This window comes from Cryobacterium sp. TMS1-13-1 (assembly GCF_004403125.1).
In the GTDB taxonomy this organism is placed as follows: Bacteria; Actinomycetota; Actinomycetes; order Actinomycetales; family Microbacteriaceae; genus Cryobacterium; species Cryobacterium levicorallinum.
The window spans coordinates 112,137-136,723 of record NZ_SOGX01000018.1; the positions used below are offsets into that span (position 1 = coordinate 112,137).

The 24,587-nt window shown below is 66.1% G+C and carries 22 protein-coding genes and 1 pseudogene; 12 read left to right on the forward strand and 11 right to left on the reverse strand.

Features of this window, described 5'->3' with window-relative positions; genetic code table 11:
- The first annotated feature begins 8 nt into the window (after window positions 1-8).
- Genes cofG through E3T31_RS15560 form a run of 3 tightly spaced genes read left to right on the forward strand, consistent with a single transcriptional unit; the run spans window position 9 to window position 4,581 of the window.
- Entirely contained in the window at window positions 9-2,357 is a 2,349-nt protein-coding gene (gene cofG / locus E3T31_RS15550) for a 7,8-didemethyl-8-hydroxy-5-deazariboflavin synthase CofG (RefSeq protein ID WP_241978039.1), read from the forward strand.
- Window positions 2,354-3,103, forward strand: coding sequence for an alpha/beta fold hydrolase (locus E3T31_RS15555; RefSeq protein ID WP_134470051.1), 750 nt, complete (start codon window positions 2,354-2,356; stop codon window positions 3,101-3,103). Before cofG ends, E3T31_RS15555 begins: the two co-directional genes overlap by 4 nt.
- Complete coding sequence (locus E3T31_RS15560; protein ID WP_198417042.1) at window positions 3,100-4,581, forward strand: NAD(P)/FAD-dependent oxidoreductase; 1,482 nt, start codon at window positions 3,100-3,102, stop codon at window positions 4,579-4,581. Before E3T31_RS15555 ends, E3T31_RS15560 begins: the two co-directional genes overlap by 4 nt.
- An 89-nt stretch (window positions 4,582-4,670) precedes the next feature.
- Here E3T31_RS15560 and E3T31_RS15565 read toward each other — a convergent pair whose 3' ends face one another.
- The 9 genes from E3T31_RS15565 to E3T31_RS15605 all read right to left on the reverse strand — a co-directional run bounded on the left by E3T31_RS15565 (window position 4,671) and on the right by E3T31_RS15605 (window position 13,697).
- A complete protein-coding gene (locus tag E3T31_RS15565; RefSeq protein ID WP_134470053.1) occupies window positions 4,671-5,894 on the reverse strand; it encodes an acetyl-CoA C-acetyltransferase in 1,224 nt (407 codons plus the stop codon).
- 61 nt (window positions 5,895-5,955) lie between these two features.
- A complete protein-coding gene (locus E3T31_RS15570) occupies window positions 5,956-6,630 on the reverse strand; it encodes a 3-oxoacid CoA-transferase subunit B (protein ID WP_134470055.1) in 675 nt (224 codons plus the stop codon).
- Window positions 6,630-7,424: a CoA transferase subunit A gene (locus E3T31_RS15575; RefSeq protein ID WP_134470057.1), complete on the reverse strand. Its 795-nt coding sequence runs from the start codon at window positions 7,422-7,424 to the stop codon at window positions 6,630-6,632. The genes E3T31_RS15570 and E3T31_RS15575 overlap by 1 nt, the downstream gene beginning before the upstream one ends.
- A 12-nt stretch (window positions 7,425-7,436) precedes the next feature.
- Complete coding sequence (gene pcaC / locus E3T31_RS15580; protein ID WP_134470059.1) at window positions 7,437-8,669, reverse strand: 4-carboxymuconolactone decarboxylase; 1,233 nt, start codon at window positions 8,667-8,669, stop codon at window positions 7,437-7,439.
- Complete coding sequence (locus E3T31_RS15585; RefSeq protein WP_134470061.1) at window positions 8,666-10,168, reverse strand: lyase family protein; 1,503 nt, start codon at window positions 10,166-10,168, stop codon at window positions 8,666-8,668. Before E3T31_RS15585 ends, pcaC begins: the two co-directional genes overlap by 4 nt.
- Entirely contained in the window at window positions 10,161-10,775 is a 615-nt protein-coding gene (gene pcaG, locus E3T31_RS15590; protein WP_134470063.1) for a protocatechuate 3,4-dioxygenase subunit alpha, read from the reverse strand. Before pcaG ends, E3T31_RS15585 begins: the two co-directional genes overlap by 8 nt.
- Window positions 10,768-11,568: a protocatechuate 3,4-dioxygenase subunit beta gene (gene pcaH, locus E3T31_RS15595; protein ID WP_134470065.1), complete on the reverse strand. Its 801-nt coding sequence runs from the start codon at window positions 11,566-11,568 to the stop codon at window positions 10,768-10,770. Before pcaH ends, pcaG begins: the two co-directional genes overlap by 8 nt.
- Before the next feature lie 16 nt (window positions 11,569-11,584).
- The gene (locus E3T31_RS15600) at window positions 11,585-12,766 is read right to left on the reverse strand and encodes a 4-hydroxybenzoate 3-monooxygenase (RefSeq protein WP_134470067.1); all 1,182 of its coding nucleotides are present in this window, start codon (window positions 12,764-12,766) and stop codon (window positions 11,585-11,587) included.
- Window positions 12,767-12,875: 109 nt separating this feature from the next.
- Entirely contained in the window at window positions 12,876-13,697 is an 822-nt protein-coding gene (locus E3T31_RS15605; RefSeq protein ID WP_134443770.1) for an IclR family transcriptional regulator, read from the reverse strand.
- A gap of 197 nt (window positions 13,698-13,894) precedes the next feature.
- Here E3T31_RS15605 and pabB point away from each other — a divergent pair, with 197 nt between their 5' ends.
- From pabB to E3T31_RS15635, 6 genes and pseudogenes are all read left to right on the forward strand, one after another.
- Window positions 13,895-15,331, forward strand: a complete 1,437-nt coding sequence (pabB, locus tag E3T31_RS15610) for an aminodeoxychorismate synthase component I (RefSeq protein ID WP_134470068.1) — start codon at window positions 13,895-13,897, stop codon at window positions 15,329-15,331.
- Between the two features lie 63 nt (window positions 15,332-15,394).
- A pseudogene (locus E3T31_RS18435) lies at window positions 15,395-15,538 on the forward strand (PadR family transcriptional regulator); the annotation flags it as partial.
- A gap of 176 nt (window positions 15,539-15,714) precedes the next feature.
- Window positions 15,715-16,677 (forward strand): ABC transporter substrate-binding protein, encoded by a 963-nt coding sequence (locus E3T31_RS15620; protein ID WP_134470070.1) that lies wholly within the window; start codon window positions 15,715-15,717, stop codon window positions 16,675-16,677.
- 42 nt (window positions 16,678-16,719) lie between these two features.
- Window positions 16,720-17,523, forward strand: coding sequence for an ABC transporter permease (locus E3T31_RS15625; protein WP_134470072.1), 804 nt, complete (start codon window positions 16,720-16,722; stop codon window positions 17,521-17,523).
- Complete coding sequence (locus tag E3T31_RS15630) at window positions 17,520-18,293, forward strand: ABC transporter permease (protein WP_134470074.1); 774 nt, start codon at window positions 17,520-17,522, stop codon at window positions 18,291-18,293. The genes E3T31_RS15625 and E3T31_RS15630 overlap by 4 nt, the downstream gene beginning before the upstream one ends.
- Window positions 18,283-19,143 carry an ABC transporter ATP-binding protein gene (locus tag E3T31_RS15635; protein ID WP_241978040.1) on the forward strand — a complete coding sequence of 287 codons (861 nt, stop codon included), beginning with the start codon at window positions 18,283-18,285 and terminating at the stop codon, window positions 19,141-19,143. Before E3T31_RS15630 ends, E3T31_RS15635 begins: the two co-directional genes overlap by 11 nt.
- A gap of 63 nt (window positions 19,144-19,206) precedes the next feature.
- Here E3T31_RS15635 and E3T31_RS15640 read toward each other — a convergent pair whose 3' ends face one another.
- Both E3T31_RS15640 and E3T31_RS15645 read right to left on the reverse strand, forming a co-directional pair.
- Window positions 19,207-20,217 carry a PDR/VanB family oxidoreductase gene (locus tag E3T31_RS15640; RefSeq protein ID WP_134470076.1) on the reverse strand — a complete coding sequence of 337 codons (1,011 nt, stop codon included), beginning with the start codon at window positions 20,215-20,217 and terminating at the stop codon, window positions 19,207-19,209.
- A gap of 12 nt (window positions 20,218-20,229) precedes the next feature.
- Window positions 20,230-21,351 carry an aromatic ring-hydroxylating dioxygenase subunit alpha gene (locus E3T31_RS15645; RefSeq protein WP_134470078.1) on the reverse strand — a complete coding sequence of 374 codons (1,122 nt, stop codon included), beginning with the start codon at window positions 21,349-21,351 and terminating at the stop codon, window positions 20,230-20,232.
- Window positions 21,352-21,447: 96 nt separating this feature from the next.
- On the opposite strand from E3T31_RS15645, the gene E3T31_RS15650 reads away from it, so the two are divergent.
- The 3 genes from E3T31_RS15650 (at window position 21,448) to E3T31_RS15660 (ending at window position 24,566) form a co-directional block, all read left to right on the forward strand.
- On the forward strand, window positions 21,448-22,056 hold the full coding sequence (locus tag E3T31_RS15650; RefSeq protein ID WP_134470080.1) for a helix-turn-helix transcriptional regulator: 609 nt from the start codon (window positions 21,448-21,450) through the stop codon (window positions 22,054-22,056).
- A gap of 492 nt (window positions 22,057-22,548) precedes the next feature.
- Window positions 22,549-23,778 carry an NRAMP family divalent metal transporter gene (locus E3T31_RS15655; RefSeq protein WP_241978041.1) on the forward strand — a complete coding sequence of 410 codons (1,230 nt, stop codon included), beginning with the start codon at window positions 22,549-22,551 and terminating at the stop codon, window positions 23,776-23,778.
- On the forward strand, window positions 23,775-24,566 hold the full coding sequence (locus E3T31_RS15660) for a putative hydro-lyase (RefSeq protein ID WP_370304628.1): 792 nt from the start codon (window positions 23,775-23,777) through the stop codon (window positions 24,564-24,566). Before E3T31_RS15655 ends, E3T31_RS15660 begins: the two co-directional genes overlap by 4 nt.
- Window positions 24,567-24,587: the final 21 nt, after the last annotated feature.

Genomic DNA, 24,587 nt, shown 5'->3' on the forward strand with positions numbered 1-24,587 from the left:
GGCTCGCTGTGACTCTGACACCCACCGGCACGATCCATTCCGCACTCGAGCGGGCCGTAGCCCGCCTGCCGCTCGGCGTCGATGATGCGGAAACGTTGCTGGACGCATCGGGCGACGATCTGGAGCGGGTGTTCGACCTCGCCTCGCAGTTGCGTGACGAGGGCCTCGTCGCGGCCGGCCGACCCGGGGTCATCACGTTCTCGAAAAAGGTCTTCCTGCCGATCACGACCCTGTGCCGCGACCGGTGCCACTACTGCATCTTTGTCGACACCCCGGGCAAGCTCGCCAAGATGGGCAAAGCGCTCTACATGTCGCCGGAGCAGATCCTCCAGGTGGCGCGCCAGGGTGCGGCCATGGGCTGCAAGGAGGCGCTGTTCACCCTCGGCGACCGCCCGGAGGAACGATGGCCCGACGCCCGGGCCTGGCTCGATGAGCACGGCTACGAGTCGACCCTGCACTACGTGCACGAGATGGCCGAGCTGGTGCTGCGCGAGACCGGCCTGCTTCCGCACATGAACCCGGGGGTCATGAGCGCCGCCGAGATGGCGGTGCTCCGCCCGGTCGCCCCGTCGATGGGCATGATGCTCGAGACGACCGCCCACCGTTTGTGGGCCGACAAGGGCGAGGTGCACTACGGCTCGCCCGACAAGGAGCCCGCGGTACGGCTCAAGGTACTCGAAGACGCCGGCGAGATGCGGATTCCGCTGACGACGGGCATCCTGGTCGGTATCGGTGAGAACCTGCGCGAGCGTGCCGAGTCGATCGTGGCCATTCGCGAGTCGCACGCGCGGCACGGCCAGGTGCAGGAGACAATAATACAGAATTTCCGTGCAAAGCCCGCGACGGCCATGCAGAATGAACCCGACTTCGGCGGCGCCGAGTACGCCGTCACCGTCGCTGTGGCAAGGCTCGTACTCGGCAGCCACTCGCGCATCCAGGTTCCGCCGAACCTTTCCGATGCGTCAGAACTGCGGATGCTCGTGCGCGCCGGAATCGACGACTGGGGTGGCATCAGCCCGCTCACCGCCGACCACGTGAATCCGGAGCGCCCGTGGCCCGAGCTCGGCGATCTCGCCGATATGACCCGCGCGGCAGGCTTTGAGCTGCGCGAACGTCTCACCGTGCACCCCTCGTACATTCGTGATCGCAATGAATGGATCGATCCGGCGTTGCACGCGCAGGTACTCGCCCTCACCGACCCGACCACCGGTCTCGCCGATGAAAGCGCCCACCCGTTCTCGGTACCAACCGGCGCCGGCCCGAAAACCGCCCATCGGCCACTGTCGTTCTCGGTTCGCACCTCAGACATCCGCTCCTCTCTTCTACACGCCGAAAATGAACCGGCGCATCTCAGCGACGCCGAATATGCCGCTCTGCTGCGTGCGGAGGGCGACGACCTCGACACCCTTACGGCGCTCGCGAGCGGACTACGGCGCTACACGGTGGGCGAGGCCGTGAGCTTCGTGGTCAACCGAAACGTCACCTCCACCCACCTCGGCCAGGGCACCGCGGCTGGGCTCACCCTCGGAACGCTCGGCGGGATCGTCGACGATGCCTGGTCGCTGGGGGCGACCGAACTTTGCGTGCAGGGCATCATCGGGCCGACCCTTCCGGCGACGAGCTACCTTGACCTCGCCCGGGCCGTGAAAGCCGCCCAGCCGAACATGCACCTGCATGCCTTTCGACCGGCCGATATCGCTGACGGCGCAGCACGCATGGGCCTCGACGACACCGACTATCTGACCGCGCTTCTGGAGGCAGGGGTCGACACGATTCCCGGCACCGGCGTGAAGATGCTGCGCGATTCGATACGCGCGCGCGTCGCTCCCGCCGACTTGCCCGTCGACCGGTGGACCGCGATCATCACGGCCGCGCACCGTGCCGGATTGCGTTCGACGTCGGTCATGGTTTACGGCAATGGCGAATCCGCCCTCGACCGGGTGGCCCACCTTCGATCACTCCGGGCGATCCAGTCCGAGACGGGCGGGTTCACCGAGTTCGTTCCGATGCCCGTGCCAGGACATCCGCTCGTCGATGGTCGGAGCGACTTGGACGAGCACCGCGCGGTACACGCGGTCTCCCGCCTCGTGTTGCACGGTTACATCAACCATCTCCAGGTACCGTGGACCCGGCTAGGGTTCGACACGGCCGCGACCATGCTGCAGAGCGGTGCCGACGACCTCGGCGGCACCCTGCTCGACGGCGCGGTGCTGCCCGAGGTGGGAATCGAACACGGCAAGGTGATGACACTTGCCGACGTCACTCGCCTGGCGCGGTCCATCTCCCGCCCGGTTCGCCAGCGCACCACCGGGTACGGCGAGCCCACTACCGAACGCAAGTCGGCGGCGCGGGCGTGAACGAACATCCGTGGCGCGCACCCAACCGGCGCCCGCCGGTTGTGCTCGTGCCCGGGTTCAGCGGGCGCACTGGCGAAGATTTTCCGTTCCTGCTGCCGATGCTTGAGCGTCGGCACCGGGTTGTGTCCGTCGATTTCACCACCCCGGGGGTGCACACCCTGGGCGACCTCGTCTCTCGTATCGGTGTGGCCGTCGCCCGATGCGACGAACCGCCGGCCGTTGTCGGCTACTCCCTCGGAGGCGTGGCGGCCGCGGCATTCGCAGCGCAGCAGCCGGCCGCGCTCAGCAGCCTCGCCGTCGTCGCCGGTTGGATGACGCCGGCGCCGAAACTCGGAGCCTTCGCCGGGCTGTGGGCGGAATTGCAGGCTGAGCGCTCCGCAGCGCTCGCGGCCGCGGCCAGACAGGCCCTATACAGCGCAGACGGTTGGGATTCCGCCCGCCCGCCGCTCGTTGACGATATCGCCGCGCGACTGGTGGCACTCGGCAGCACGCTTGACGTGTCGGCCATGGCACCCGGCATAGCTGTGCCGACCCTTGTCGTGGGCTGCGCCTCCGACGAGGTCGCGACCACCTGGCAGAGCAAGCTGTTATTCGGGGCAATCGCGGATGCCCGTTACGCACAGATCGACGCGGGGCACGCAGTCGTGCACGAACGACCCGCCGAACTGCTCGCTGTACTCGGCGCCTTCCTCACCGAGCCGACCAGGTACCCCGCGGGCACCCTTATCGGGGAGGACCGCCCGTGACACATCTCGACACCCTCGTAGTCGGCGCCGGCTTCGCCGGAATCGGCATGGGAATCCGGCTGAAACGCCGGGGCACGCGCTCCTTCGCCATTCTCGAGCGGGCCGGACAAGTCGGCGGTACCTGGCGTGACAACTGCTACCCCGGCGTCGCCTGCGATATCCCTTCACACCTCTACTCGTACTCGTTCCGGCCCAATCCGAATTGGTCCCAGTTCTACTCGCCGGGTGGCGAGATCTGGGAATACCTGTCGACGAGCGCCATTGAGGAGGGGCTGCTCGAGCATCTCCGCGTCGGCGTTGACGTGCAGTCGATGGACTGGGACGAGGCGGCGGCGCTGTGGCGTCTGACGACCTCACGCGGCGCGTTCACCTGCCGCACCCTGATTCTCGCCTGTGGACGACTCTCGGAACCGAGGATTCCGCCGGTGCCCGGGATCGACGACTTTCGCGGGGAAGCTTTTCATTCGGCGCGCTGGACCCCCGTCGTCAACCTCGACGGCAAACGGGTCGCCGTCGTGGGGTCAGGCGCCTCGGCGGTCCAGCTCGTGCCGCGGCTCGCCGAGCGGGCCGCCCAACTGGTGGTCCTGCAACGCAGCGCTCCCTATGTGATTCCTCGCGACGATCGTGCGTATTCCCCGGCCGAGCGAGCCCTGCTTGCACGCGACCCGGCCGAACTGAGCAGTCTGCGCACCCGGTTGTTCTGGAAGGCCGAGGAGGCCTTCGCGCAGCGGGTGCGCGATCCGGCCAGTATCAGCGCGGCCCGCGACCGGGCCCGCGTGCATCTCGAATCCCAGGTGAAACATGCCGCCACCCGGGCGGCCCTCACGCCAAGCTACGAGATCGGGTGCAAACGGGTACTCATCTCGAGCGAGTACTACCCCACCTTCGCCCTGCCCCACGTGGTGCTCGAACCGTCGGCATTGGCCGCGCTCGACGGCGATACGGTCGTGACGCAGAGTGGCGCTCGGCATCGGATCGACGTCGTGATCTTCGCCACCGGGTTCCACACCACACAGCAGCCCTACGCGCGCGCCGTCACCGGGCGGGCTGGAGAACGGTTGTCGGAGCACTGGTCGGGCGGCATGACCGCGCACGCATCCACGGTTGTGAGTGGTTTTCCGAACCTGTTCGTGATCAACGGCCCCAATGCCGGGCTCAGCCACAACTCGGCGATCTATATGATCGAGACCCAGATCGACTACGTGCTCGGAGCCCTCGCCTACCAGGCCGGCGCCGGCAACCCGGTGCTCGCCGTCACCCGCGCAGCCGAGGAGGCTTACTCGCGCCTCGTTGACGAGCTCAGCGCCGACGCCGTGTGGACTACCGGCGGATGCGAAAGCTGGTACATCGACCCGAGGAACGGACGGCAGACCCTGCTCTGGCCCGATTTCGCCCACACGTTCCGCAGCGTGAACGGTGAGTTCTCGCCGCTCGACTTCGAACCCGCCAGCCCGCCTGCTGTCACTGTGCCTCGGTGACGTTATGACCGGCACCGACCGGTGAGTTGGAGGCCATTTCCCGCAGGGAAAATCGAGCGCACACTCACCGTTCGGCGAAGCGGATGCGCCTACGCGCGCTCGAAGATGGCCGCGAGTCCCTGCCCACCGCCAATACACATGGTTTCGAGGAGGTAACGGCCTTCGGTACGCTGCAGGTGGCGGGCGGCGGTGGCGAGGATACGAGCGCCGGTGGCGCCGACCGGGTGGCCGAGCGAGATGCCCGAGCCGTTGACGTTGGTGCGGGCCCAGTCTTCCGGGGTGAAGTTCCACTCCCGGCTGACGGCGAGTACCTGCGCGGCGAAGGCCTCGTTGAGTTCGATCAGGTCGATGTCGGCCAGGGTCAGGCCGGCACGCTCCAGCGCGAGCTTCGTCGCCGGCACCGGGCCGAGGCCCATCCGCGACGGCTCGACGCCGGCCCGTGCCCAGGACGCGAGCCGCACCAGAGGGGTCAGGCCGAGCTCGGCCGCCCGCTCCGGGGTGGTCACGATGCACGCGGCGGCCGCATCGTTCTGCCCGCTGGCGTTGCCGGCGGTGACGGTGGCGGCGGCATCCGCTTTGCCCATGATCGGTTTCAGGCCGGCGAGGGCTTCGAGGGTGGTTTCGCGCGGGGTTTCATCGACCGAGACGACGACGGGGCCCTTGCGTCCAGGCACGGTGACCGGCACGATCTCGTCCACGAAGCGGCCGTCAGCGACGGCGACGAGGGCGCGGCGTTGGGATTCGACGGCGAGCTCGTCTTGTTCGACGCGGTCGAGACTGTAGTCGCGGCGCAGGTTCTCGGCGGTTTCGAGCATGCCGCCGGGCACCGGATAGTGGCGTCCACCGGCGGTTTCGCGGCCACGGCCGAGGGCGTCGCGCAGCAGTACCCCGGCAGTTCCGGCCAGGCCCCAGCGGGAATCGACCGTGTAGATGGGGGCCTGGCTCATGACGTCCACGCCGCCGGCAATGGCGAGGTCACTGACTCCCGTCTGCACCTGCATCGCAGCGTCGAGGATGGCCTGCAGACCGCTGCCGCAACGACGATCGACCTGCACCCCGCCGACGGTGACGGGCAGGCCCGCGTTGAGGGCGGCGACGCGGGCGACCGGCGCGGCCTCGGCCGTGGGGTAGGCCTGGCCGAAGATGACGTCGTCGACGACGGCGCCGTCGAGGCCGGTGCGTTCCATCAGCGCGACAATGACGGCCGCGGCGAGGTCGGCCGGCGCGACGGTTTTGAACGCGCCGCCGAAGCGGCCGATCGGGGTGCGAAGCGGTTCGCAGATGACGATCTGGCGGAGGGTGGTGATGGTCATACGGCGGCTCCGTTGCTGAGGATGGTGGTATGGGTGGTGAGGACGGTCGCGGCGACGAGCATCATTCGGCAGCGCCGAGCAGCGTCGTGATCGTGGTTGGCGGGGTGGGCACGAGCAGGGTTGCCTCGGTGGCGGCCTGCACCGCCAGGGCGGTCACGCCGGGCGCGACCTCGCGCAGCACGAGCCCCTCGGGAGTGACGTCGATCACGGCGAGGTCGGTGATAATGCGGGTGACGACGGCCTTGCCGGTCAAGGGCAGGTCGCAGACCTCTTTGATCTTGAAATCGCCCGTCTTGGTCACGTGTTCCATCACGACGATCACGGTGTCGGCGCCGTGCACCAGGTCCATCGCACCGCCCATACCCTTGATCATCTTGCCGGGCACCGCCCAGTTGGCGATGTCACCGACCACACTGACCTGCATGGCGCCGAGCACGGCCACGTCGATCAGGCCGCCACGAATCATGCCGAAGCTCTGCGCCGAGTCGAAGTACGCGGCGCCGGGATTGACGGTGACGGTTTCCTTTCCGGCGTTGATGAGCTTGGGATCCGCCTCACCCTCCCACGGGTAGGGTCCGACGCCGAGCACCCCGTTTTCGGAGTGCAGCACGACGTGCACCCCCTCGGGCAGAAAGTTCGGAATGAGCGTCGGCAGACCGATGCCCAAATTGACATAGGAATCGGGCGCGAGCTCCTGGGCGGCGCGGGCCGCCATCTCATTACGCGTTAGGGCCATCAGTTCGCTCCAATTTCAGACGAAGGCCGCGGCCGCGTCGTCGTCTTCTCGATCGGCAGGTCGGCGGCGTCAACCGCGCCGAGCTGCACGATGCGATTCACATAGATGCCGGCGAGGTGCACCTCATCCGGGTCGATCTGCCCCGGTTCCACCAACTCATCAACCTCGGCGATGGTCACGCGGCCGGCCATGCCCGCGACCGGGTTGAAGTTGCGGGCCGATTTCTCGAACACCAGGTTGCCGTGCCGGTCGCCCTTGGCGGCACGCACCAGGGCGTAGTCGGTGACGATGGCTTCTTCGAGCACGTATTCCTTCTCACCGCCGAGCGACGAGAACAGACGCGTTTCCTTCGGCGGCGAAGACACCGTCACCTCACCATCCGGGCCATAACGCCACGGAAGTCCGCCATCGGCGACCATGGTGCCGACGCCGCTCGCGGTGTAGAACGCTGGAATTCCGGTGCCGCCGGCACGCAGCCGCTCGGCCAGGGTGCCCTGCGGGGTCAGCTCAACCTCGAGTTCACCGCCGAGGTAACGGCGAGCGAAGTCCTTGTTTTCGCCGATATAGGAGGCGATCACCCGACTGATCCGGCCCTCACCGAGCAGTTCGCCAAGGCCCCAACCGTCGACACCACAGTTGTTCGACGCGACGTGCAGGTTCGTGCTGCCGAGCGCGAGCAGCGCACGAATCAGAACGATCGGCACACCGACCAGACCGAACCCACCGACGGCGAGCGAGGCCCCGTCGGGGATGTCGGCGACAGCTGCCGCGGCGGAGGGATAGGTCTTGTCCATAATGCGTAGTCCTTAGCTAGGCCGAATAGTGGAGTTGTGAACGGCCGCATCGAGTCCGGCGAAGGTCTCGCGGGCTACGGCGAACGCGGCGTTGGCGGCGGGAACGCCCGCATAAATCGCCGTGTGCAGAATGGCTTCGCTGATCTCGGCGCGGCTCAGCCCGTTGGTCAGGGCCGCGCGCACGTGCATCGCGAGCTCGCCCTCGTGCCCGCCAGTGACGAGCGCGGCGATGGTCAGGAAGCTGCGGGTGCGTCGGTCGAGGCCGGGCCGCGTCCAGATCTCGCCCCAGGCATAGCGTGTGATGAAGTCCTGAAACACGGCGGTTTCGGGGGTGATTGCGGCGGTGGCCGCATCGACATGCTGGTCGCCGAGAACCGCGCGACGCACGAGCATGCCATCGGCATAAGCGGATGCCGCGGTGCGGTCAGGAGAAGACGGCTCGGCCGGTCGCGCGGCAGCAGCCGAAGCCCCGGCCAGCCATTCCCCGAGCAACGCGCCGACCTCGATCGGCTGCTCGAGCGCCGGCAGGTGCGCGACCCCGGCGATCTCCACGGCCCGGGCACCGGGAATGCGCGCCGCCAACTCCTGCAACTGCACGGTCGGTGTCACCGTATCGAGTTCGCCCGACACGCACAGGACGGGCGTGCGGATAGCGCTGAGTGCATCCGTTTGATCGAAAACAGCGAGCGCTTCGCAGGCGAGCGCATAGGATTCGTCGTCGATGTCGAGCAGCGCATCGAGCGCGTTTGATCCGGCCTTGGGGTCGCGACCCAGAAAGTCGGGGGCGAACCAGCGACTGGCGCTGCCGATAATGAGCGAGGGGGTGCCGCTCGCGCGTACGCCGGCGGCTCGATCGGTCCAGGCCTCCGCGGTGCCGATTTTTGCGCCGGAGCAGAACACCGCGAGGCTCGTCAGGCGGCTCGGGCGGTTCACGGCCAGGGCCAGGCCGATGGCGCCGCCGAGCGAGATTCCGGCGTAGTGAAAGCTGTCGACGCCGAGGGAGTCGACCAGGCCGACGACGGCGTCGGCGATCTCCTCGATCGTGAACGCTGCCGTCGCGCGCGGGCTGAACCCGTGCCCGGGAAGGTTGAAGCACAGCACCCGATGGGTTTGGGCGAGCGCGGGCACGACGCCGGCCCAGAGGTCGGCCGTGGTGCCGAGCGAGGGGCCGAGCACGATCAGCGGCGCGATCGCGTCGCCGTTTGCGGCCGGCTCGATCGTGCAGAGGATGACGGGCTGGCTCATAAAATCCTTACGTCTTTGTTGGAGTGGGCTGCGCCGGTGCCTGCTTCGACCATATCGGTTGCGGCGGCTGCCTCGGCACGCCGCTTCACGGCATCCGCTCGCTGCCGGAACGCGCGCACGACGCGGTCGATGCCCGCCGCCGACTGCCCCGGCTGGCCCTCATAGTCGAAGGCTCCCCAGATCTGCGCGCGCAGTTCGTCGGAACAGCCCTCGGCGATGAGGATGCTCGCGAGCACGACCTGCAGCGGCCGGTTGGTCACGAAGGCCTCCTGCGAGGCGCGCTCGACCAGCGAAAACGCGGTGGTCTTGCCGACGGTCTCGGCCAGAATTGTGGTGACCCGTTCGCTGAACACGAGTCCGTCGGTGAGGTCGAGGTTGGCGCGCATGCGCTCCGGGTCCACGTCGAGGCGAGCGGCGAGCGACGCGGCGCCAGTCACCGCCGAGATCGTGAGCCGTTCGAGCACCCGCAGCGACTGCCATTCGGCATGCCAGACCCCGCTCGGCCGCTGGTCTTCGGCGAGCATGCTGCCATAGAGAGTGGATGCCAGACCCGGCGTTTGCAGCGCAGCCGCCGTGATCAGCACGGCGGACACCGGGTTGCGTTTGTGCGGCATGGCGCTGGAACCACCCTGGCCGGGGGCGAGACGCTCGCCCACCTCGGCAATTTCGGTGCGGGAGAGCACGGACACGTCGAGCGCAAAGGTACCGGCGACGCCGGTCGCGGCGGCCAGCACGGAGGCGAGTTCGGAGATGACGACCCGGTTGGTGTGCCAGCTCAAGCGTGGCACGACCAGGCCGACGTGGTGGGCGAAGCGGTCAATGACCGCGTCGAGCACGTCAGTGTCGACGGCTTCGCTGCGTCGGGCCCTGGCAATTTCGGTGAGCACGGCGAGATTGCCGACCGCGCCTCCGAGCTGCACGGGCAGGGTGTCGCGAAGGCCCTCGAGGCGCCTGGCGATGAGCAGCACGGCGTCGAGCCAGCCGGCAACCACGAAGCCGAAGCTCGTCGGCGACGCCTGCTGGCCGAGGGTGCGACCGCTCATCACGGTGCCCCGGTGCGCTTCGGCCAGGTCGGCGAGGGTGGCGCCGAAGGAATCGAGCTGGTCAATGAGTTCGCAGGTCACCCGGCGGGCCACGATCATCGCGGCCGTGTCGAGAATGTCCTGGCTGGTCGCGCCCACGTGAATGTGGTCGGACGCTCCGGCCCGCACCTTCTCGGCGGCGCGGCCGAGGTGCTTCACGAACGGGATCACCGGGTTGCCGCCGCCCCTGGCCTCGACAGCGATCGCTCCGAGGTCGAACTGGCTCGCGTCCCCGAGCGCGTCGCAAACGGCCAGCATCCACTCGGGGGCAAGCTCGGCGTCGACGAGCGCGCGGGTGAGGGCGAGCTCGGCGTCGACCATTGCCTGCAGCCACGCCTGGTCGCTGGTCAGGTCGGATTCCCGAGTGCCGTGGCTCAGCGGGTTGAGCAGCCCGGCATCAAAGCTGTGGTCAGGCATCAAAGTCCAAAAAGACGGTCTCGTTCTCGCCCTGCACGCGAATATCAAAGCGGTACGACTCGGCTCCCCCGACGATTCCCTCGGAGACGCAGATGAGCGTGTTCCGGCGGTCGACCGGAACCGCGCTGAGCACGGCGTCGGTCGCGTGCAGCGCGGCGTCCTCGGCGAAGTAGGCCCGGGTGAACAGATGGTGCGTGACACCGCGAGCGAACAACGTCACCAGGATGTAGGGCGCTGCTGAGCCGGCCGCACCGGGCTTGAGCGTCGTGAAGGTGTAGTTGCCGGCGATCGTGGTCGCGCACCGGCCGAAGCCGGTGAAGGTGAAACCGTCGCGGTCGATGCTGCCACGGGAGCGGCTGAGCACGCCGCTCTCGTCGGCCTGCCAGATCTCGAGCAGGGCGTCGAGAATCGGCTCGCCTTCGCCGTCGGTGACGGTGCCATGAAAGCGGATGGCGCGGGGATGGTACCCGGGGACCAGCTCCGGCCCGCCCGCAAAGGGCAGGGCGTAGCCGTAGAACGGGCCGATCGTCTGCGACGGGGTCTGCAGAGCATGCTTCTGCGGGGTGGTGGTCTGCACGGCGGCAGCTACTTCGGCAAGGTCAGTCATGGGCTTCTTCGCCTTCCATCCAGGTAGATTTGGGTCCGGTGAGCACGATGTCCCAGGTGTAGCCGAGCGAGAACTCGGGCACGCTCAGGCTGTGGTCGTACTGCCCGATCAGGCGGGCGCGGGCATCCGCATCGGCAATCGACTGGTAAATCGGGTCGAGCGCGAACAGCGGGTCGCCCGGAAAGTACATTTGGGTGATCAGACGCTGAGTGAACGCGGTGCCGAACAGCGAAAAGTGAATGTGCGCTGGGCGCCACGCATTCACGTGGTTCTTCCACGGGTACGGCCCCGGCTTGATCGTGGTGAACGAGTACTCACCGTTCTCACCGGTGATGGTACGGCCGACACCGGTGAAGTTCGGGTCGAGCGGTGCGGGGTGCTGGTCGCGTTTGTGCACGTAGCGTCCGCCGGCGTTGGCCTGCCAGAGTTCGATCAGCTGGTGCCGCACCGGGCGGCCCTCACCGTCGAGCACGCGGCCGCTCACGGTCATCCGTTCGCCGATCGGCTCGCCGGAGTGCTGAATGGTGAGGTCGCTCTCGAGCACGTTCACGTCGGTGTGGCCGAACGCGGGCGAGACCCGTTCGACCTCTTCCGGATCGACGCGCACGAGCTCGTGGGTGGGGTGGCGCAGCAGGGAGCTACGGTAGGGGGCGTAGTTGCGACGCGGCTGCAGCTCGGGCGAGCCGCCGGCGGCGACGCTTGAAGCGGCATCCGCTTCGATCGCTTCGATCTCGGCGGTGATCTCGTTCTGGCTGGCCGGGCCAGTGCCGGGGCGCGGGGATGTCTGAGTCATGGTGTCCTCGTATCGATTAGAGCTGGAGGCCGGTGTACTGCTCGGCGAGCATGCGCTGCGCGAGCGGCGAGTGAGTGACGTAGTCGAGCTGGCCGAGCTGGCTGCGGTAGTCGAAGGCACCGGATTGCAGGTCGCCGGGGCTGGTGTGCAGCATCTCGGTCATCCAGCGGGAGAACTGCTGCACCCGCCACTGCCGGGCCAGCGCGGTGTCGCTGTAGCCGGCCAGAAGCGTCTCGTCGTTGGCGTAGAACGCGGTGAGCGCGCTCGCGAGCTGGGTGACGTCGGAGATGGCCGAGTTGAGACCCTTCGCGCCGGTCGGCGGCACGATGTGGCCGGCGTCGCCGACCAGAAACAGATTGCCGTAGGCCAGGCGGGAGGCCACGAAGCTGCGCATCGGGGTGATCGATTTGTCGGTGATCGGGCCTTCGTGCAACTCCCAGCCGGGGGCGCCGAGCCGAGTGTGCAGCGCCTCCCAGATGCGCTCATCTGACCAGTTCTTAATATCGTCGGCCGGGTCGACCTGCAGGTAGAGGCGGGAGACGACCGGCGAACGCATCGACAGCATCGCGAAACCGTCTTCGTGCAGCGCATAGATCAGCTCGTCGGAGGAGGGTGCAACGTCAGCGAGGATGCCGAGCCAGGCGTAGGGGTAGCTACGGTCGAACAGGGTGATTTCTTCGCTGGGAATCGACGCCCGGCAGATGCCGTGAAAGCCGTCGGCGCCCACGACGAAGTCGGCGTCGATGGTGTGGTGCTCGCCGTCGTGCACGAAGGTCACGCTCGGGTTCTTGGTGGTCAGGCCGAGGGCGGCGACGTCGGATGCTTCGTAGTAGATCGTCGATCCGGCGTCGGTGTGCGCGGTGACGAGATCCTTGACCACCTGCTGCTGGCCGTAGACGGTGACCGTGCGGCCGATCAGCTCGTTGAAGTTCACGTTGTGACGCTCGCCCGCATACTGCAGAAAAATTCCGTCGTGCTGCAGGCCCTCGGATGCGAGGCGGGCACCCACCCCGAGGCGGGTCAGGGTTTCGACCGACCCCTGTTCCAAAACACCGGCGCGGATGCGGCCGAGCACGTACTCCTGCGAACGATTTTCCACGACGATCGAGTCGATTCCGGCGTCACGCAGGGCCCATCCCAGCAAGAGACCGGCGGGACCGGCGCCGATGATGGCGACGCGGGTGTTTTCGTGGGGCACAGATTCTCCTAGCGACAATGACAGGGTGTGTTGTTTTCAGTGTGCTGTACCGGTCAGGGCTCCGATGCCCTTCTTCCACTCAGTGAAAGTGCCGACAATCGGCCATTGCTCACGACTGCTGGGCACGCCGGTAGCCGAGAGCCCGACTGACGCCCTGCGCGGCCAGGCGTACCGCTTTCTCCTGCTCAGGGTCGACGGTGTCGGTCGTGCGGGTAACGATCGACACGGCCGCCACGACCTGGCCAGTGCGGTCCCGAATGGGCGCGGCAATCGAGCTCGACCCTGCCGTCATCTCCTCCGTCATGCGGGCCAGGCCGAGCAGCCGGATCTCGGCCAACCGCTTGCGTACCGCCTCGGGCTCGGTGACAGTGCGCGGCAGAAAACGCTCAAGGCTCGCAGCCAGATACTGCTGCACCACGTCCGGCGGAGCGTGCGCCAGAAGCACCAGCCCCACCCCGGTCGAGTGCAGCGGTAGGCGAGCGCCGACCCGCGAGATCAAGCGAACCGCGTGGTGGCCCGAGAGCTTTTCCAGGTACAGTGCGTCGCGCCCGTCGAGGATGGCGAGGTGCACGTGTTCCCGCGTCGTCTCATACAGGTCTTCCAGGTAGGGCAGCGCGATCGTGCGCAGGTTGCGGGCGGTCGGCGTCTGCACCCCGAGCTCCCACAGCTTCATGCCGAGCGAGTACTGCCCATTCTCGTGCTTGCTCAGGCCACCCCAGCTCACCCACTCGGCGACAAGCCGGTGCGTGGTGGAGAGCGGCAGGCCAGCACGTTGGGCAATGGCCGTCAGGGTCAGGGTGAGCGACGTCGCCCCGGCGGGCGCTGCGAACGCGTCGAGAATGGCGAAGAGCCTGGCCGCGACGGAACGATCGTCGACGGGGAGCGCAAGCGCCCCCTCGGGTTGCCTCGACCGCGCGGGTTTTCCTGACATCGATCCCCACGCTACTCGAAACCGGGGCTTCCCCGAACTGGAGTTGTGTCGTGCGGGCCGAGGCCCTGCCGCCGTTTTCGTGGAGCGTGCGCCACTGCGCTTTTACCTCGCAGATATGATTTATCTGAACCTCGTTGCCAAGGCGCGCTCGGGACAATCTGGTTGCAATGCACGGTGGCATCTGAAAAGGGGGAATCATGACCGGGTTGCAGGAACGGCTGCTGCAACCAGCAGACGCGGTGACCTGTCGAGAGATTGTTCTGGACTTCTGGGTCGACCCCGAACTCGTATTCCTGCGTCTCCTGAAGTCTGAGAAAAACGCCTTCTGGCTTGATAGCGGGTTCGAAGCAGAGACCGGGGTGAGCTACCTGGGATTGCCCTCGCCATCGGCCCCGGTGGTCACGGCGTCCGGCGCCGGCGACACCGTCCTCGTCTCGGGAGTGGGCACGAGCGACAGGTTCGAGGGCTCGATCTTCGACCTGCTCCGGCTGACGACCACCAGTCGCGGAGCCAGCCCTGTGGCTGGCCCGGCCGACGGTCTGCGGATCGGCTGGGTCGGGTGGCTGGGTTATGAACTGGGGGCCAAAACGGTGGGGTCGCCGCGTCACGCGTCTGCCCTGCCCGACGCTGCCCTGATGTGGGCCGATCGCATTATCGCTTTCGACCACCGCGCGTCGACCATGTCCCTCCGCGTCCCCGCCGGGTCGCCGACAGCAAAGCTGTGGGTCCGGGACGTTCAGGCGGCCCTCCGCTCCCTGGTCGGGAGCACGGTACCGCCGCTCCCGGAAGCCGGGAAGCCGAGGAAGGCCTCGCTACGTCATACCCACGCGGAGTACGTCGACCTGGTCGAGCAATGCCGGGATGCCATCGCGGAGGGTGATGCCTACCAAATCTGCCTGACCAACGAGATCACCATCGAGGGAGCCCTGGACCCGGTCCAGACCTATCGCCGGTTGCGTCGCCTGAACCCGGCACACCATGGAGCGCTGATCCGTTTCGCCGATTTCGCGCTGTTGAGTTCCTCCCCCGAGCAGTTCCTCGAGGTGTGCCCGGACAAAACGATGACTACCCGACCGATTAAGGGTACGCGTCCCCGAGGCCGAACATCCGAGGAAGATGCCGGGCTCATCACCGAGCTGGCCGGTCATCATAAGGAGATCGCGGAGAACGTGATGATCGTGGATCTCATGCGCAATGATCTGGGTCGGGTGGCCGAAACCGGCTCGGTGCAGGTCCCCGATTTACTCCGGGTCGAGTCCTATCAAAACGTGCACCAACTGGTGAGCACCATCTCGGCGAGGATCGACCCACGACTTACCTGGGTCGACGCCGTTGAGGCATGTCTGCCGGCCGGGTCCATGACCGGAGCGCCAAAACACAGCGCGATGAGCATCATCGATCGACTCGAAGGCGGTGCCCGGGGACCCTACGCCGGCGCCTTCGGATACATGGGGGCAGACGGTCGCGTCGACCTGGGCGTGACCATTCGAAGCCTCGTAATTGGACCGACGACGACGACCATCGGCGCGGGTGGCGGCATTACCGCCTGGTCGGTAGCCGAGGAAGAGTACGAGGAAACGCTGCTCAAGGCCGCGCCACTGCTGGCAGCCGCGTCTGCGGTGATCATCGCCTGACGAGGCCTGTCCGGTCAGGGCCGGCCCGAACTACCTATGCTTATTGTTACCGGCACGACCGAGATGGAAGTCTCCGTAAGTCTTCGCCACGCCGTGCTGTCGCTCCTCACCGTGGAACCGATGACCGGGTACGACCTGTCGAAGGCGTTTCAGGCATCCGTTTCGCATGTCTGGCACGCGCCCGATTTACAAATCTACCCGGAGCTTTGCTCTTCCACTGGATGGAAGTGGCCTGAAGGGGGGTGTCGGTGCTCGTTAGTCTCCGAGAAAGACAATGAGTGTGTTGACTGCTCAAACCAGGCTTCTGCACTTCTCTTGCACCAATAACAGCGTCCCGCGTACCCACAACAGCATTACCCGCACCACCACACAATGGAGTGAAAATGAAGAAATCCCTATTGATCGGACTTGCCGCGGCATCCGTTCTCGCCCTCAGCGCCTGCTCGGCCGGCGCCGACACCAGTGCCCCGGCCGGCAGTGGCACTCTCACACCCGTCACGGTCGGCGTCATCCCGATCGCCGACACCGCCCCCCTCTACCTGGGCCTCGAGCAGGGCTTCTTCGAGGATGAGGGCCTTGAGCTCACCATCGAAACGGCCACCGGCGGCGCCGCGATCGTGCCGGCCGTTGTGAGCGGCGACTACCAGTTCGGCTTCAGCAACCTCGTCTCGCTCATGGTCGCCAACGACAAGGGCCTGCCGCTCCAGGTCGTCAACGCGGCCGTCGCCTCGACCGGTGATGTCACCAGCGACTTCGGAGCTGTCATCGTCAAGGGCGACTCCCCCGTCGAGACCCTCGCCGACCTCGACGGCAAGACCGTTTCGGGCAACAGCCTGAACAACATCGTCGACACGGTCATGCGCAGCTCGATAGATCGCCTCGGCGGCGATTCCGCGTCGATCTCCTTCGTCGAGGTTCCGTTCCCCGACGCCAGCGCTGCCGTTGAAAACGGACAGGTTGATGCCGCCTTCGTCGTTGAACCCTTCGTCACCGCCGCGATCGAGAGCGGCCAGCGCGTCATCTCCTACGGCTACGCGGACTTCGATGTGAATCTCGACGTTGCTGCCTACTTCTCGTCCGCTGCGACCGTGGCAAATGACCCGGAACTCGTCACGAAGTTTCAGACAGCAATGAAGAAGTCACTCGAATACGCGCAGGCCAACCCCGACGCCGTACGTGCGATCATCGCGACTTACACCGCAACTCCGGCCGAGGTACTGGCGAAGATCGTGTTGCCGAAGTTCCCAACCTCGTTCAACGTGGAGGCTGTCACGGCGCTCGGCGAGGCTGCCCTCAAGTACGGCGTGGTCGAAACCGCGCCAGACATGAGCACGTTCCTGCCGTAACCCGCCCATCCCGCACCGACCACGAGGAAGTGGCTTGCCAGTATGAGAAAGCAACGTAATGCTGCCGCCGGGCCGAAAGCGCGAGCTTTGGGCCTGGGCGTCAGCGGAATAATCCTGTTCTTCCTGCTCTGGGAAGCCACTCCCCGCCTGGGCCTGGTCAGCGATCGCTACCTGCCGCCGGCGAGTGAGGTGCTCGTGCGTCTCGGACAGTACCTGACCGAAGCCGCGTTCTGGAAGGACGTCGCCGATACCATGACGAGCTGGGCGCTCGGCCTCGCCATCGCCACAGTCGCCGCGATCGTCGTTGGCCTCATCATCGGGTCGAGCCGTTTTCTGCGCCGCGCCACCCACACCACGATCGAATTCCTTCGCCCGATTCCGTCGGTCGCACTCATTCCGCTCGCCGTGCTCATCTTCGGAACCAGCATCGAGTCCACCCTGTTGCTCGTGGTCTATGCCTCCTTCTGGCAGGTGCTGCTGCAGCTGCTCTACGGCATAGCCGATGTGGATGCCGTCGCGAACGACACCGCGAAGATTTTCGGGCTCGGCCGGCTCGCCCGGGTTCGCTACGTGATCTGGCCCACTGCCCTGCCGTACTTGATGACGGGCCTGCGCCTGGCCGCGGCCGTCGCGCTGATTTTGGCCATCACCGCCGAACTCATCATCGGCACCCCCGGCCTCGGTAAGCAGATCGCCCTCACGCAGTCCGGAGGCGCCATCGCCTCTATGTATGCCCTCGTGCTCGCCACCGGCATGATCGGCGTCATCATCAACCTCGTCGCCCGCATCATCGAAAAGCGTGTGCTGGCCTGGCATCCCTCCGTGAGAGGAGAGGTCGTACTGTGAGTCCCCTCAAACGTCTCGCCTATTTCTTCGGCCTGCCGATTCTGCTCATCGTTCTCTGGTGGGCGCTGTCCTTCGGGTCCACGAACTTCTTCGTACCCAAACCGGTCGAACTCGCCCAAACTCTCTGGACGACGTGGGTCGGTGACCGGTTCTTCGACGACGTGCTGCCGAGCCTCGGCCGCCTCGCGATCGGACTGTTCTTCGCGATCGGTCTCGGCATCGTGCTCGGCCTGCTCATCGGCTCTACCCGCTGGCTGCGCAACCTGCTTGAGCCCCTGCTCGAATTCTTCCGCGCCATCCCGCCTCCCGTGCTCGTGCCGCTGCTCATGCTGCTCATCGGCGTGAACGACGGCATGAAAGTCGCCGTCATCATCTCCGGCGCCATCTGGCCGGTGCTCCTGAACACCGTCGAAGGTGTGCGCGCGGTCGACTCGGTACTCAATGACAGCTGCCGCAGCTACGGAATCCGCGGGTTTGCGCGCATCCGCTATTTTGTGCTCCCCGCGGTCACGCCACAGATCATGGCCGGCGTGCGACAGTCGCTGTCGATCGGGTTGATTCTCATGGTCATCAGCGAGATGTTCGCCTCATCGTCGGGCCTCGGCTTCACGATCGTGCAGTTCCAACGCAACTTCGCCATTCCCGAAATGTGGAGCGGCATCGTCGTGCTCGGCCTGATCGGCCTCGGCCTGGCCCTCATTTTTCAATTCGTCGAACGACGGGTACTGCACTGGTACCACGGTCTGAAGGAGATCACTCATGACAGTTAGCGAGAACACCATGAACCAGCCCGTGAAAACCGTGCCGATGCTCTCGGTGCGCGGACTGCAGAAAATCTACAAGGTGCCCGGCGGCGAGGTCGAGGCCGTGCGCGACCTCACCTTCGACCTTGCCGAGGGCGAGCTGGTCTGCCTAGTCGGCCCATCCGGCTCGGGCAAGACCACCCTGCTCAAGTGCATCTCCGGCCTGATGGAACAGACCAGCGGCACCGTCGAGCTGGCTGGCAGCAAAGTCACCGGGCCACCCAAGTCGATGGCCGTCGTCTTTCAGGAATACGGACGCAGTCTCTTCCCTTGGATGACCGTGCGCGCCAACGTCGAACTGCCGTTGAAGAACCAGAAAGTTCCCAAGGCCGAACGGGCCGCGCTCATCGACGCCGCTCTCAAGTCGGTCGGGTTGGCTCATGTGCCGAAGAGCTATCCCTGGCAGCTGTCCGGCGGCATGCAGCAGCGCGTCGCGATCGCCCGCGCCGTGGCTTACCGCCCGCAGGTGCTGCTCATGGACGAGCCCTTCGCGGCCGTCGACGCGCAGACCCGCGCCGACCTCGAAGACCTCATCCGCACCATCTGGAAGGAGCTCGGCATCACGATTCTGTTCGTCACCCACGACATCGACGAGTCGGTCTACCTCGGCGAACGCGTCATCGTGCTCTCGAGCTCGCCGACGGTGGTGCAGGAAGACCTCAAGATCGACCTGCCGGCCGAACGCGACCAGCTCAACACCCGCGCCCTGCCGCGCTTCATGGAGCTGCGCTCGCACGTCTACGCCGAGATCCAGCGCGCCAAGCTCGGCCCGGTCACCGAGCAGATCACGGCGCAGCGCAAGGCTGCACTCAAGTAACTACGCACAATACAAGCGGATGCCCCGGCGAATTTCGCCGGGGCATCCGCTGTGCCGCAGACGCTAGGAGACGGCGATCGTGACGATCGCGGGGCCGCTGCGGGCGGCATCCGCGTGCAGGCCGGTGGGCGAGGTGACGGCGCGGGAGACGCAGCAGCTCATCTTTTCGGCGGCGTGCTGCTGGCGTTCGCTGTAGAACACGTCGCGGTGGTCGATGGCACCCTCAAGCGCGAGCACTTTGACCTCGCACAGGCCGCACTCGCCCTTGCGGCAATCGAACATCATCTCAACGCCGACAGCTTCGAGCGCTTCGAGCATCGAGCGGCCCGCTGGCACGCGGGCTTCGACGCCGAGGCGCGGTACCCGCACGATGAACTCTTCGGGGTCGTACCAGCCGCTGTTGCCGAAGGTCTCGAACCGCAGGTTGGGCAGGTTGAGTTCGCGTTCGCGCCAGGCGCGGCGCACGGCATCCATCAGGCGGATCGGACCGCACATGTAGAGTTCAGCCTGCGGGTCCACGCTGCCGACCAACTCGGTCACCGACAACTCGGTGCCCTCGTCGTCGATGTGCACCCGCAGATTATCGCCGTGCAGGGCGAGCAGTTCGGGCAGGTAGGCCATGCGTTCCCGGCTGCGCGCCGCGTAGACGAGCGTGTAGTTTGCTCCCAGATTTTTCAGAACGCGGGCCATGTTGACGATTGCAGTCACGCCGATGCCGCCGGCCAGCAGTACGTAGCCGGGCGCGCCGACGCGCAGGGGAAAGTTCTGCAGCGGCTGGGTGATCTCGAGCGTGTCGCCGAGCTGCAGTGCGTGCATGAAGATCGAGCCGCCGCGGGACAGCGGCGCCTGCAGCACACTGATCGCCACTCGTGAGCCGTCCTCAGTCGACTCGACCACGGAGTACGAGCGTTTGTGACGCTCGCCGTCGATCGTCACGAACAGGTCGAGGTGCGAACCCGGTTCGGCCCGTTTCGGCAGGGTCGGCGCCAGCACGATGCGTTGGATGTTGGTGGCGATAGCTTCAGTCTCGATGACCGTTGCCTGCTGCCAGACTTCAATGTTGGTTGCTGCCATTATCGTGCCCGCCTAGTCGGCGACGCGAACGCGTCCAGCTCGACTAGCGGAAACCGGTCGGCCTTCGGCCTCAAGCATCCGCTCAATCAGGCGCCGCACCCACAGTCCGCCGGCATCGATGTTGAGGTTGTAGAACTCGTAGTCGGGGTTGGCATCAATGGCAGATTGTTGGGCGAGCAGCATGTCTTCATCCTCTTTGAATACTCCGGAGACGCCGGCGCGCAGCTGCGAGGTGATGAGCTGGCTCTCGAGGCGGTAGTTACGCATGAACGCCCAGAAGTAGTGCGCACTGCGGGCAGTTTTCGGCGTGATGGTGTTCATGACGTATCCGTTGACCCCCTGGCTGCGGTCACCCTGCTGCGCGCCCGTCCCCGCTTTGGCGACCCCCACATCGATATTGATAGTCGAGGGCGCTTCGAAATGAATGATCTGCCAGCGATCCACTTTGCCCGAGAAACCCGGAAACTTGTCGCGCATGTTCTTGAGCCAGAACGGAGGGGCGTCGATGTTGTGCATCCATCGCGAAACCGTGACGGTGGTGTCATCGTGGCTGACCTCAAAGTCGGATTCACTCAGTTCGGCCTGGCCGATGCTGGACCCGTGTACGAATTCTTCGTGCGTGAGGTCCATCAGGTTGTCGAGAACGAGCTGGTAATTGCAGGTGACCGGGATAGTGAGGCCGTCGCCCGCCCACTCGGGGTGGTCCATCTGGTGCATATCGGGAATGGTGTCGGGGTTCGCGAGCGTCGCGTCGCCCAACCACACCCACAGAAAGCGATGGCGCTCAACAACCGGGTAGGACGGCACGGTTGCGCTCGGGTTAATGGTTTCCTGGGCAGGCATGGACACGCAGCGGCCCGCCGAGTTGTAAACGATGCCGTGGTACGGGCATTGGATCTCGTCTTTGGCGAGCACCTTGCCCTGCGACAGCGGTGCGAGCCGGTGCCAGCACGCGTCGGCGAGCGCCACCGGTCGGCCGTCTTCGGTGCGGTAGATGGCGAGCGGCTTATCGGCAACCGTGCGGGAGATCAGCTTGCGGGTCACCTCGTGGTCCCACGCTGCGACGTACCAGGTATTGAGTGGGTAGTTGAGTACCTTGTTCGTGGTCGAACTCTTGGTCTGGATAATCGCCATTGAAATCCTCCGGATAGCTACCTATCCCCATAGATAGTTAGCGCAGGAACATACTATCTATGCTGGTAGGTACTGACAAGACCGAGAGGGGTAATTGTGAGCCTTCGACAGGCGCTGCTGGCGCTCCTCACCGTGGAACCGATGACCGGCTACGACCTGTCGAAAGCGTTCCAGGCATCCGTTTCGCATGTCTGGCATGCCCCCGACTCGCAGATCTACCCGGAACTGCGCCGCATGGAGGCCGACGGGCTGCTGGTCGGCACCGAGGTCCCCTGGGGTCCGCGGGGCAAGAAACGCGAGTATCACGTGACCGCGGCCGGCCTGGATGCCTTTCGCGCCTGGATGAACGAGCCGCTCAGCTACACCCGGGAGCGCGACCCGGCCCATCTCAAGGCCGCCTATCTGGAATGGGCCGAGCCGGACGCAGCGCGCGCCCAGCTGCGCGCGCACATCGCGAACTACGCTGAACGCCGCGCCGAATGGCTCGAGAAAGTGCGGGAGATCGACACCGGAACCAGCGCGATGCTCGAAAAACGTCTCGCGCACGCGCCCAAGCGCGAGCACGCGAGCATCCGCGCCTACAAGCGCTACACCTACGAGGGTTTGATCGCGCGGGCTGAGCACGAGATCGAGTGGGCCGAGCGGGGACTCCGGCTCATCGACGAGCTCAACAAAGCGGATTCCGCGCCGCCGACCGCCCCTTGACACGGCCAGCGGGGCCCAATGCTGCACGCGCGGGTGGCGGCGGACGCATCCGCTTGCCGTGTCGTGGGTTATGACGGGAATTCGTTAATGAGCCACAGAACGAGCCTACGTGCGTGCGCTGTCGTGCCAATTTCGGGCGCACTGGGCCAAAATCGGCACGACCCAACGGCGCGATCACGAGGAGACAGTCAAGACCGACACGAGCATCGGAACCGGCAGCAAAGACGCCCCGTTGGTGCTGCGCACTCCGCGGGATCGTCGGAATACCTGATGTATCGCGACGAGACGGCCACTCCCTCGGCCTGGCCGAGGTCGAGCACAACCCGCGCAACAACCGAATGCGCGCTCTCTGACCGCGCTCGCGTTTCGGGCAGATTACAAGTTGAGCCAATATCCCCCAAACAGTTGCAGAGATTGTTGAACAATCATAGGCTTTCTCACAATCAGTGACCGCCGGTGCTGACTCGTATCCCAGAGAAGTGAGCAGCGCCCATGGCCACGTCCGTCACACCCGTCACGCGTAAACTGAAGAAACCCAAGAACAGGCACCGCGGGGCCCTGCTCGGAGCCATGTTCCTCATGGCCACGAGCGCGGTCGGCCCGGGCTTCATCGTGCAGACCACGACCTTCACAGTGCAGCTCGGCGCGGCGTTCGCTTTCGCCATCCTGGTGTCGATCCTCGTGGACATCGCCGTTCAGCTGAACGTGTGGCGGGTGATCGGCGTGAGCGGCAAGCGCGCCCAGGAACTCGCCAACACCGTACTGCCGGGCGCCGGCTGGTTTCTCGCCGCCCTCATCTGCATCGGCGGCCTCGTCTTCAACGTGGGCAACATCGCCGGAACCGGCCTCGGCACGAACGTTCTGTTCGGCATCGACCCGAAGATCGGCGGGCTCATATCGGCCGCCATTGCCATCGCCATCTTCCTGAGCAAGCGCGCCGGCGTGGCCCTCGACAAGATCGTGGTCGTGCTCGGCGCGGTCATGATCCTGCTTATCGGGTACGTGGCGATCGTGTCGCAACCACCGCTCGGTGAAGCCCTCAAGAATGCCGTCATTCCCGACAACGTCGACTTTCTCATCATCACCACCCTCATCGGCGGCACCATCGGCGGGTACATTACCTATGCCGGGGCGCACCGCATGATCGACGCCGGCGTCTCCGGCCCCGAAAACGTGGGCGAGATCACCAAGAGCTCCATTCTCGGAATCATCATTACCGGTGTCATCCGCGTGCTGTTGTTCCTGGCCATTCTCGGCGTCGTCGCCGGCGGAGTGGCCCTCACCAGTGACAACCTCGCGGCCGAAGCGTTCCAGTCAGCAGCCGGCGACATCGGCCTCAAGCTGTTCGGCGTGATTCTCTGGGCCGCTTCGATCACCTCGGTCATAGGCGCCGCGTACACATCGATCTCCTTCGTCACGACCGCGAAGACCTCACCGCGGGTGCGCAGCATCGCCACCTGCGTGTTCATCGCGGTGTCGGCCACGGTCTTCACCCTGCTCGGCCAGGCCCCGGCCACGCTGCTTATCATGGCCGGCGCCGTGAACGGGCTCATTCTGCCCGTCGGTTTCGCGGTCATCCTCTGGGTGGCGTGGCGCCGCCGCGACCTGCTCGGCGGCTACATCTACCCCAAGTGGCTGCTCGTCATCGGTGTCGCCGCCTGGCTCCTCACCCTGTATCTGGGTTACCGCTCGCTCGGCGGCCTCGTGGCGCTGTGGGCGTGACCACACTCGACCGGGCCGCTCTTTCGCCCGCCGAGGCCCGTGCGCTCTTTCGCGACGGACTCGTCACACCGACGGCGGGCTGGTCGAGCGGATTCACCCAGGCCAATCTCATCATCGTGCCGAAAGAGCAGGCCTTCGACGTGCTGCTCTTCGCCGAGCGCAACCCCAAGCCGTGCCCGATTCTCGGGGTGCTCGAGGCCGGCCAGACCACCGGCCCGCTGCTGGCCGGCGGCGACATTCGCACGGACGTCGGACGTTACACGGTCTACGAGAACGGTGTGCTCGTGGCCGAACCGACCGACCTGACGGCCTGGTGGCGCGATGACCTGGTCACCTTCATCGTCGGCTGCAGCTTCACCTTCGAGGCTGCATTGCAGCAGGCTGGCATTCCTATCGCCCACATCGAGCAGGGTCGCAACGTGCCGATGTATCGCACCAACCGGCGCTGCGCATCCGCTGGCAGCATGGCCGGGCCGCTGGTCGTGTCGATGCGCCCCATCATTGCCGACCGGGTAGCGGATGCCGTTCGCATCACCGCCCGCTACCCCGCCGTGCACGGCGCCCCCGTGCACAGCGGGGATCCGGCCGATCTGGGCATCCGCGACCTCGCCAATCCCGATTTCGGCGACGCGGTGACAGTGCCCGACGGCTTCGTGCCCGTTTTCTGGGCCTGCGGCGTCACACCGCAAGCGGCCGTGATGGAGTCCCGCCCGCCGCTCGCGATCGGCCACGCCCCCGGCCACATGCTCATCACGGATGCCCGCGACTCCGACTACCTCGTGCCGTAGGCCCGCTGGGCGCCGGTTTGC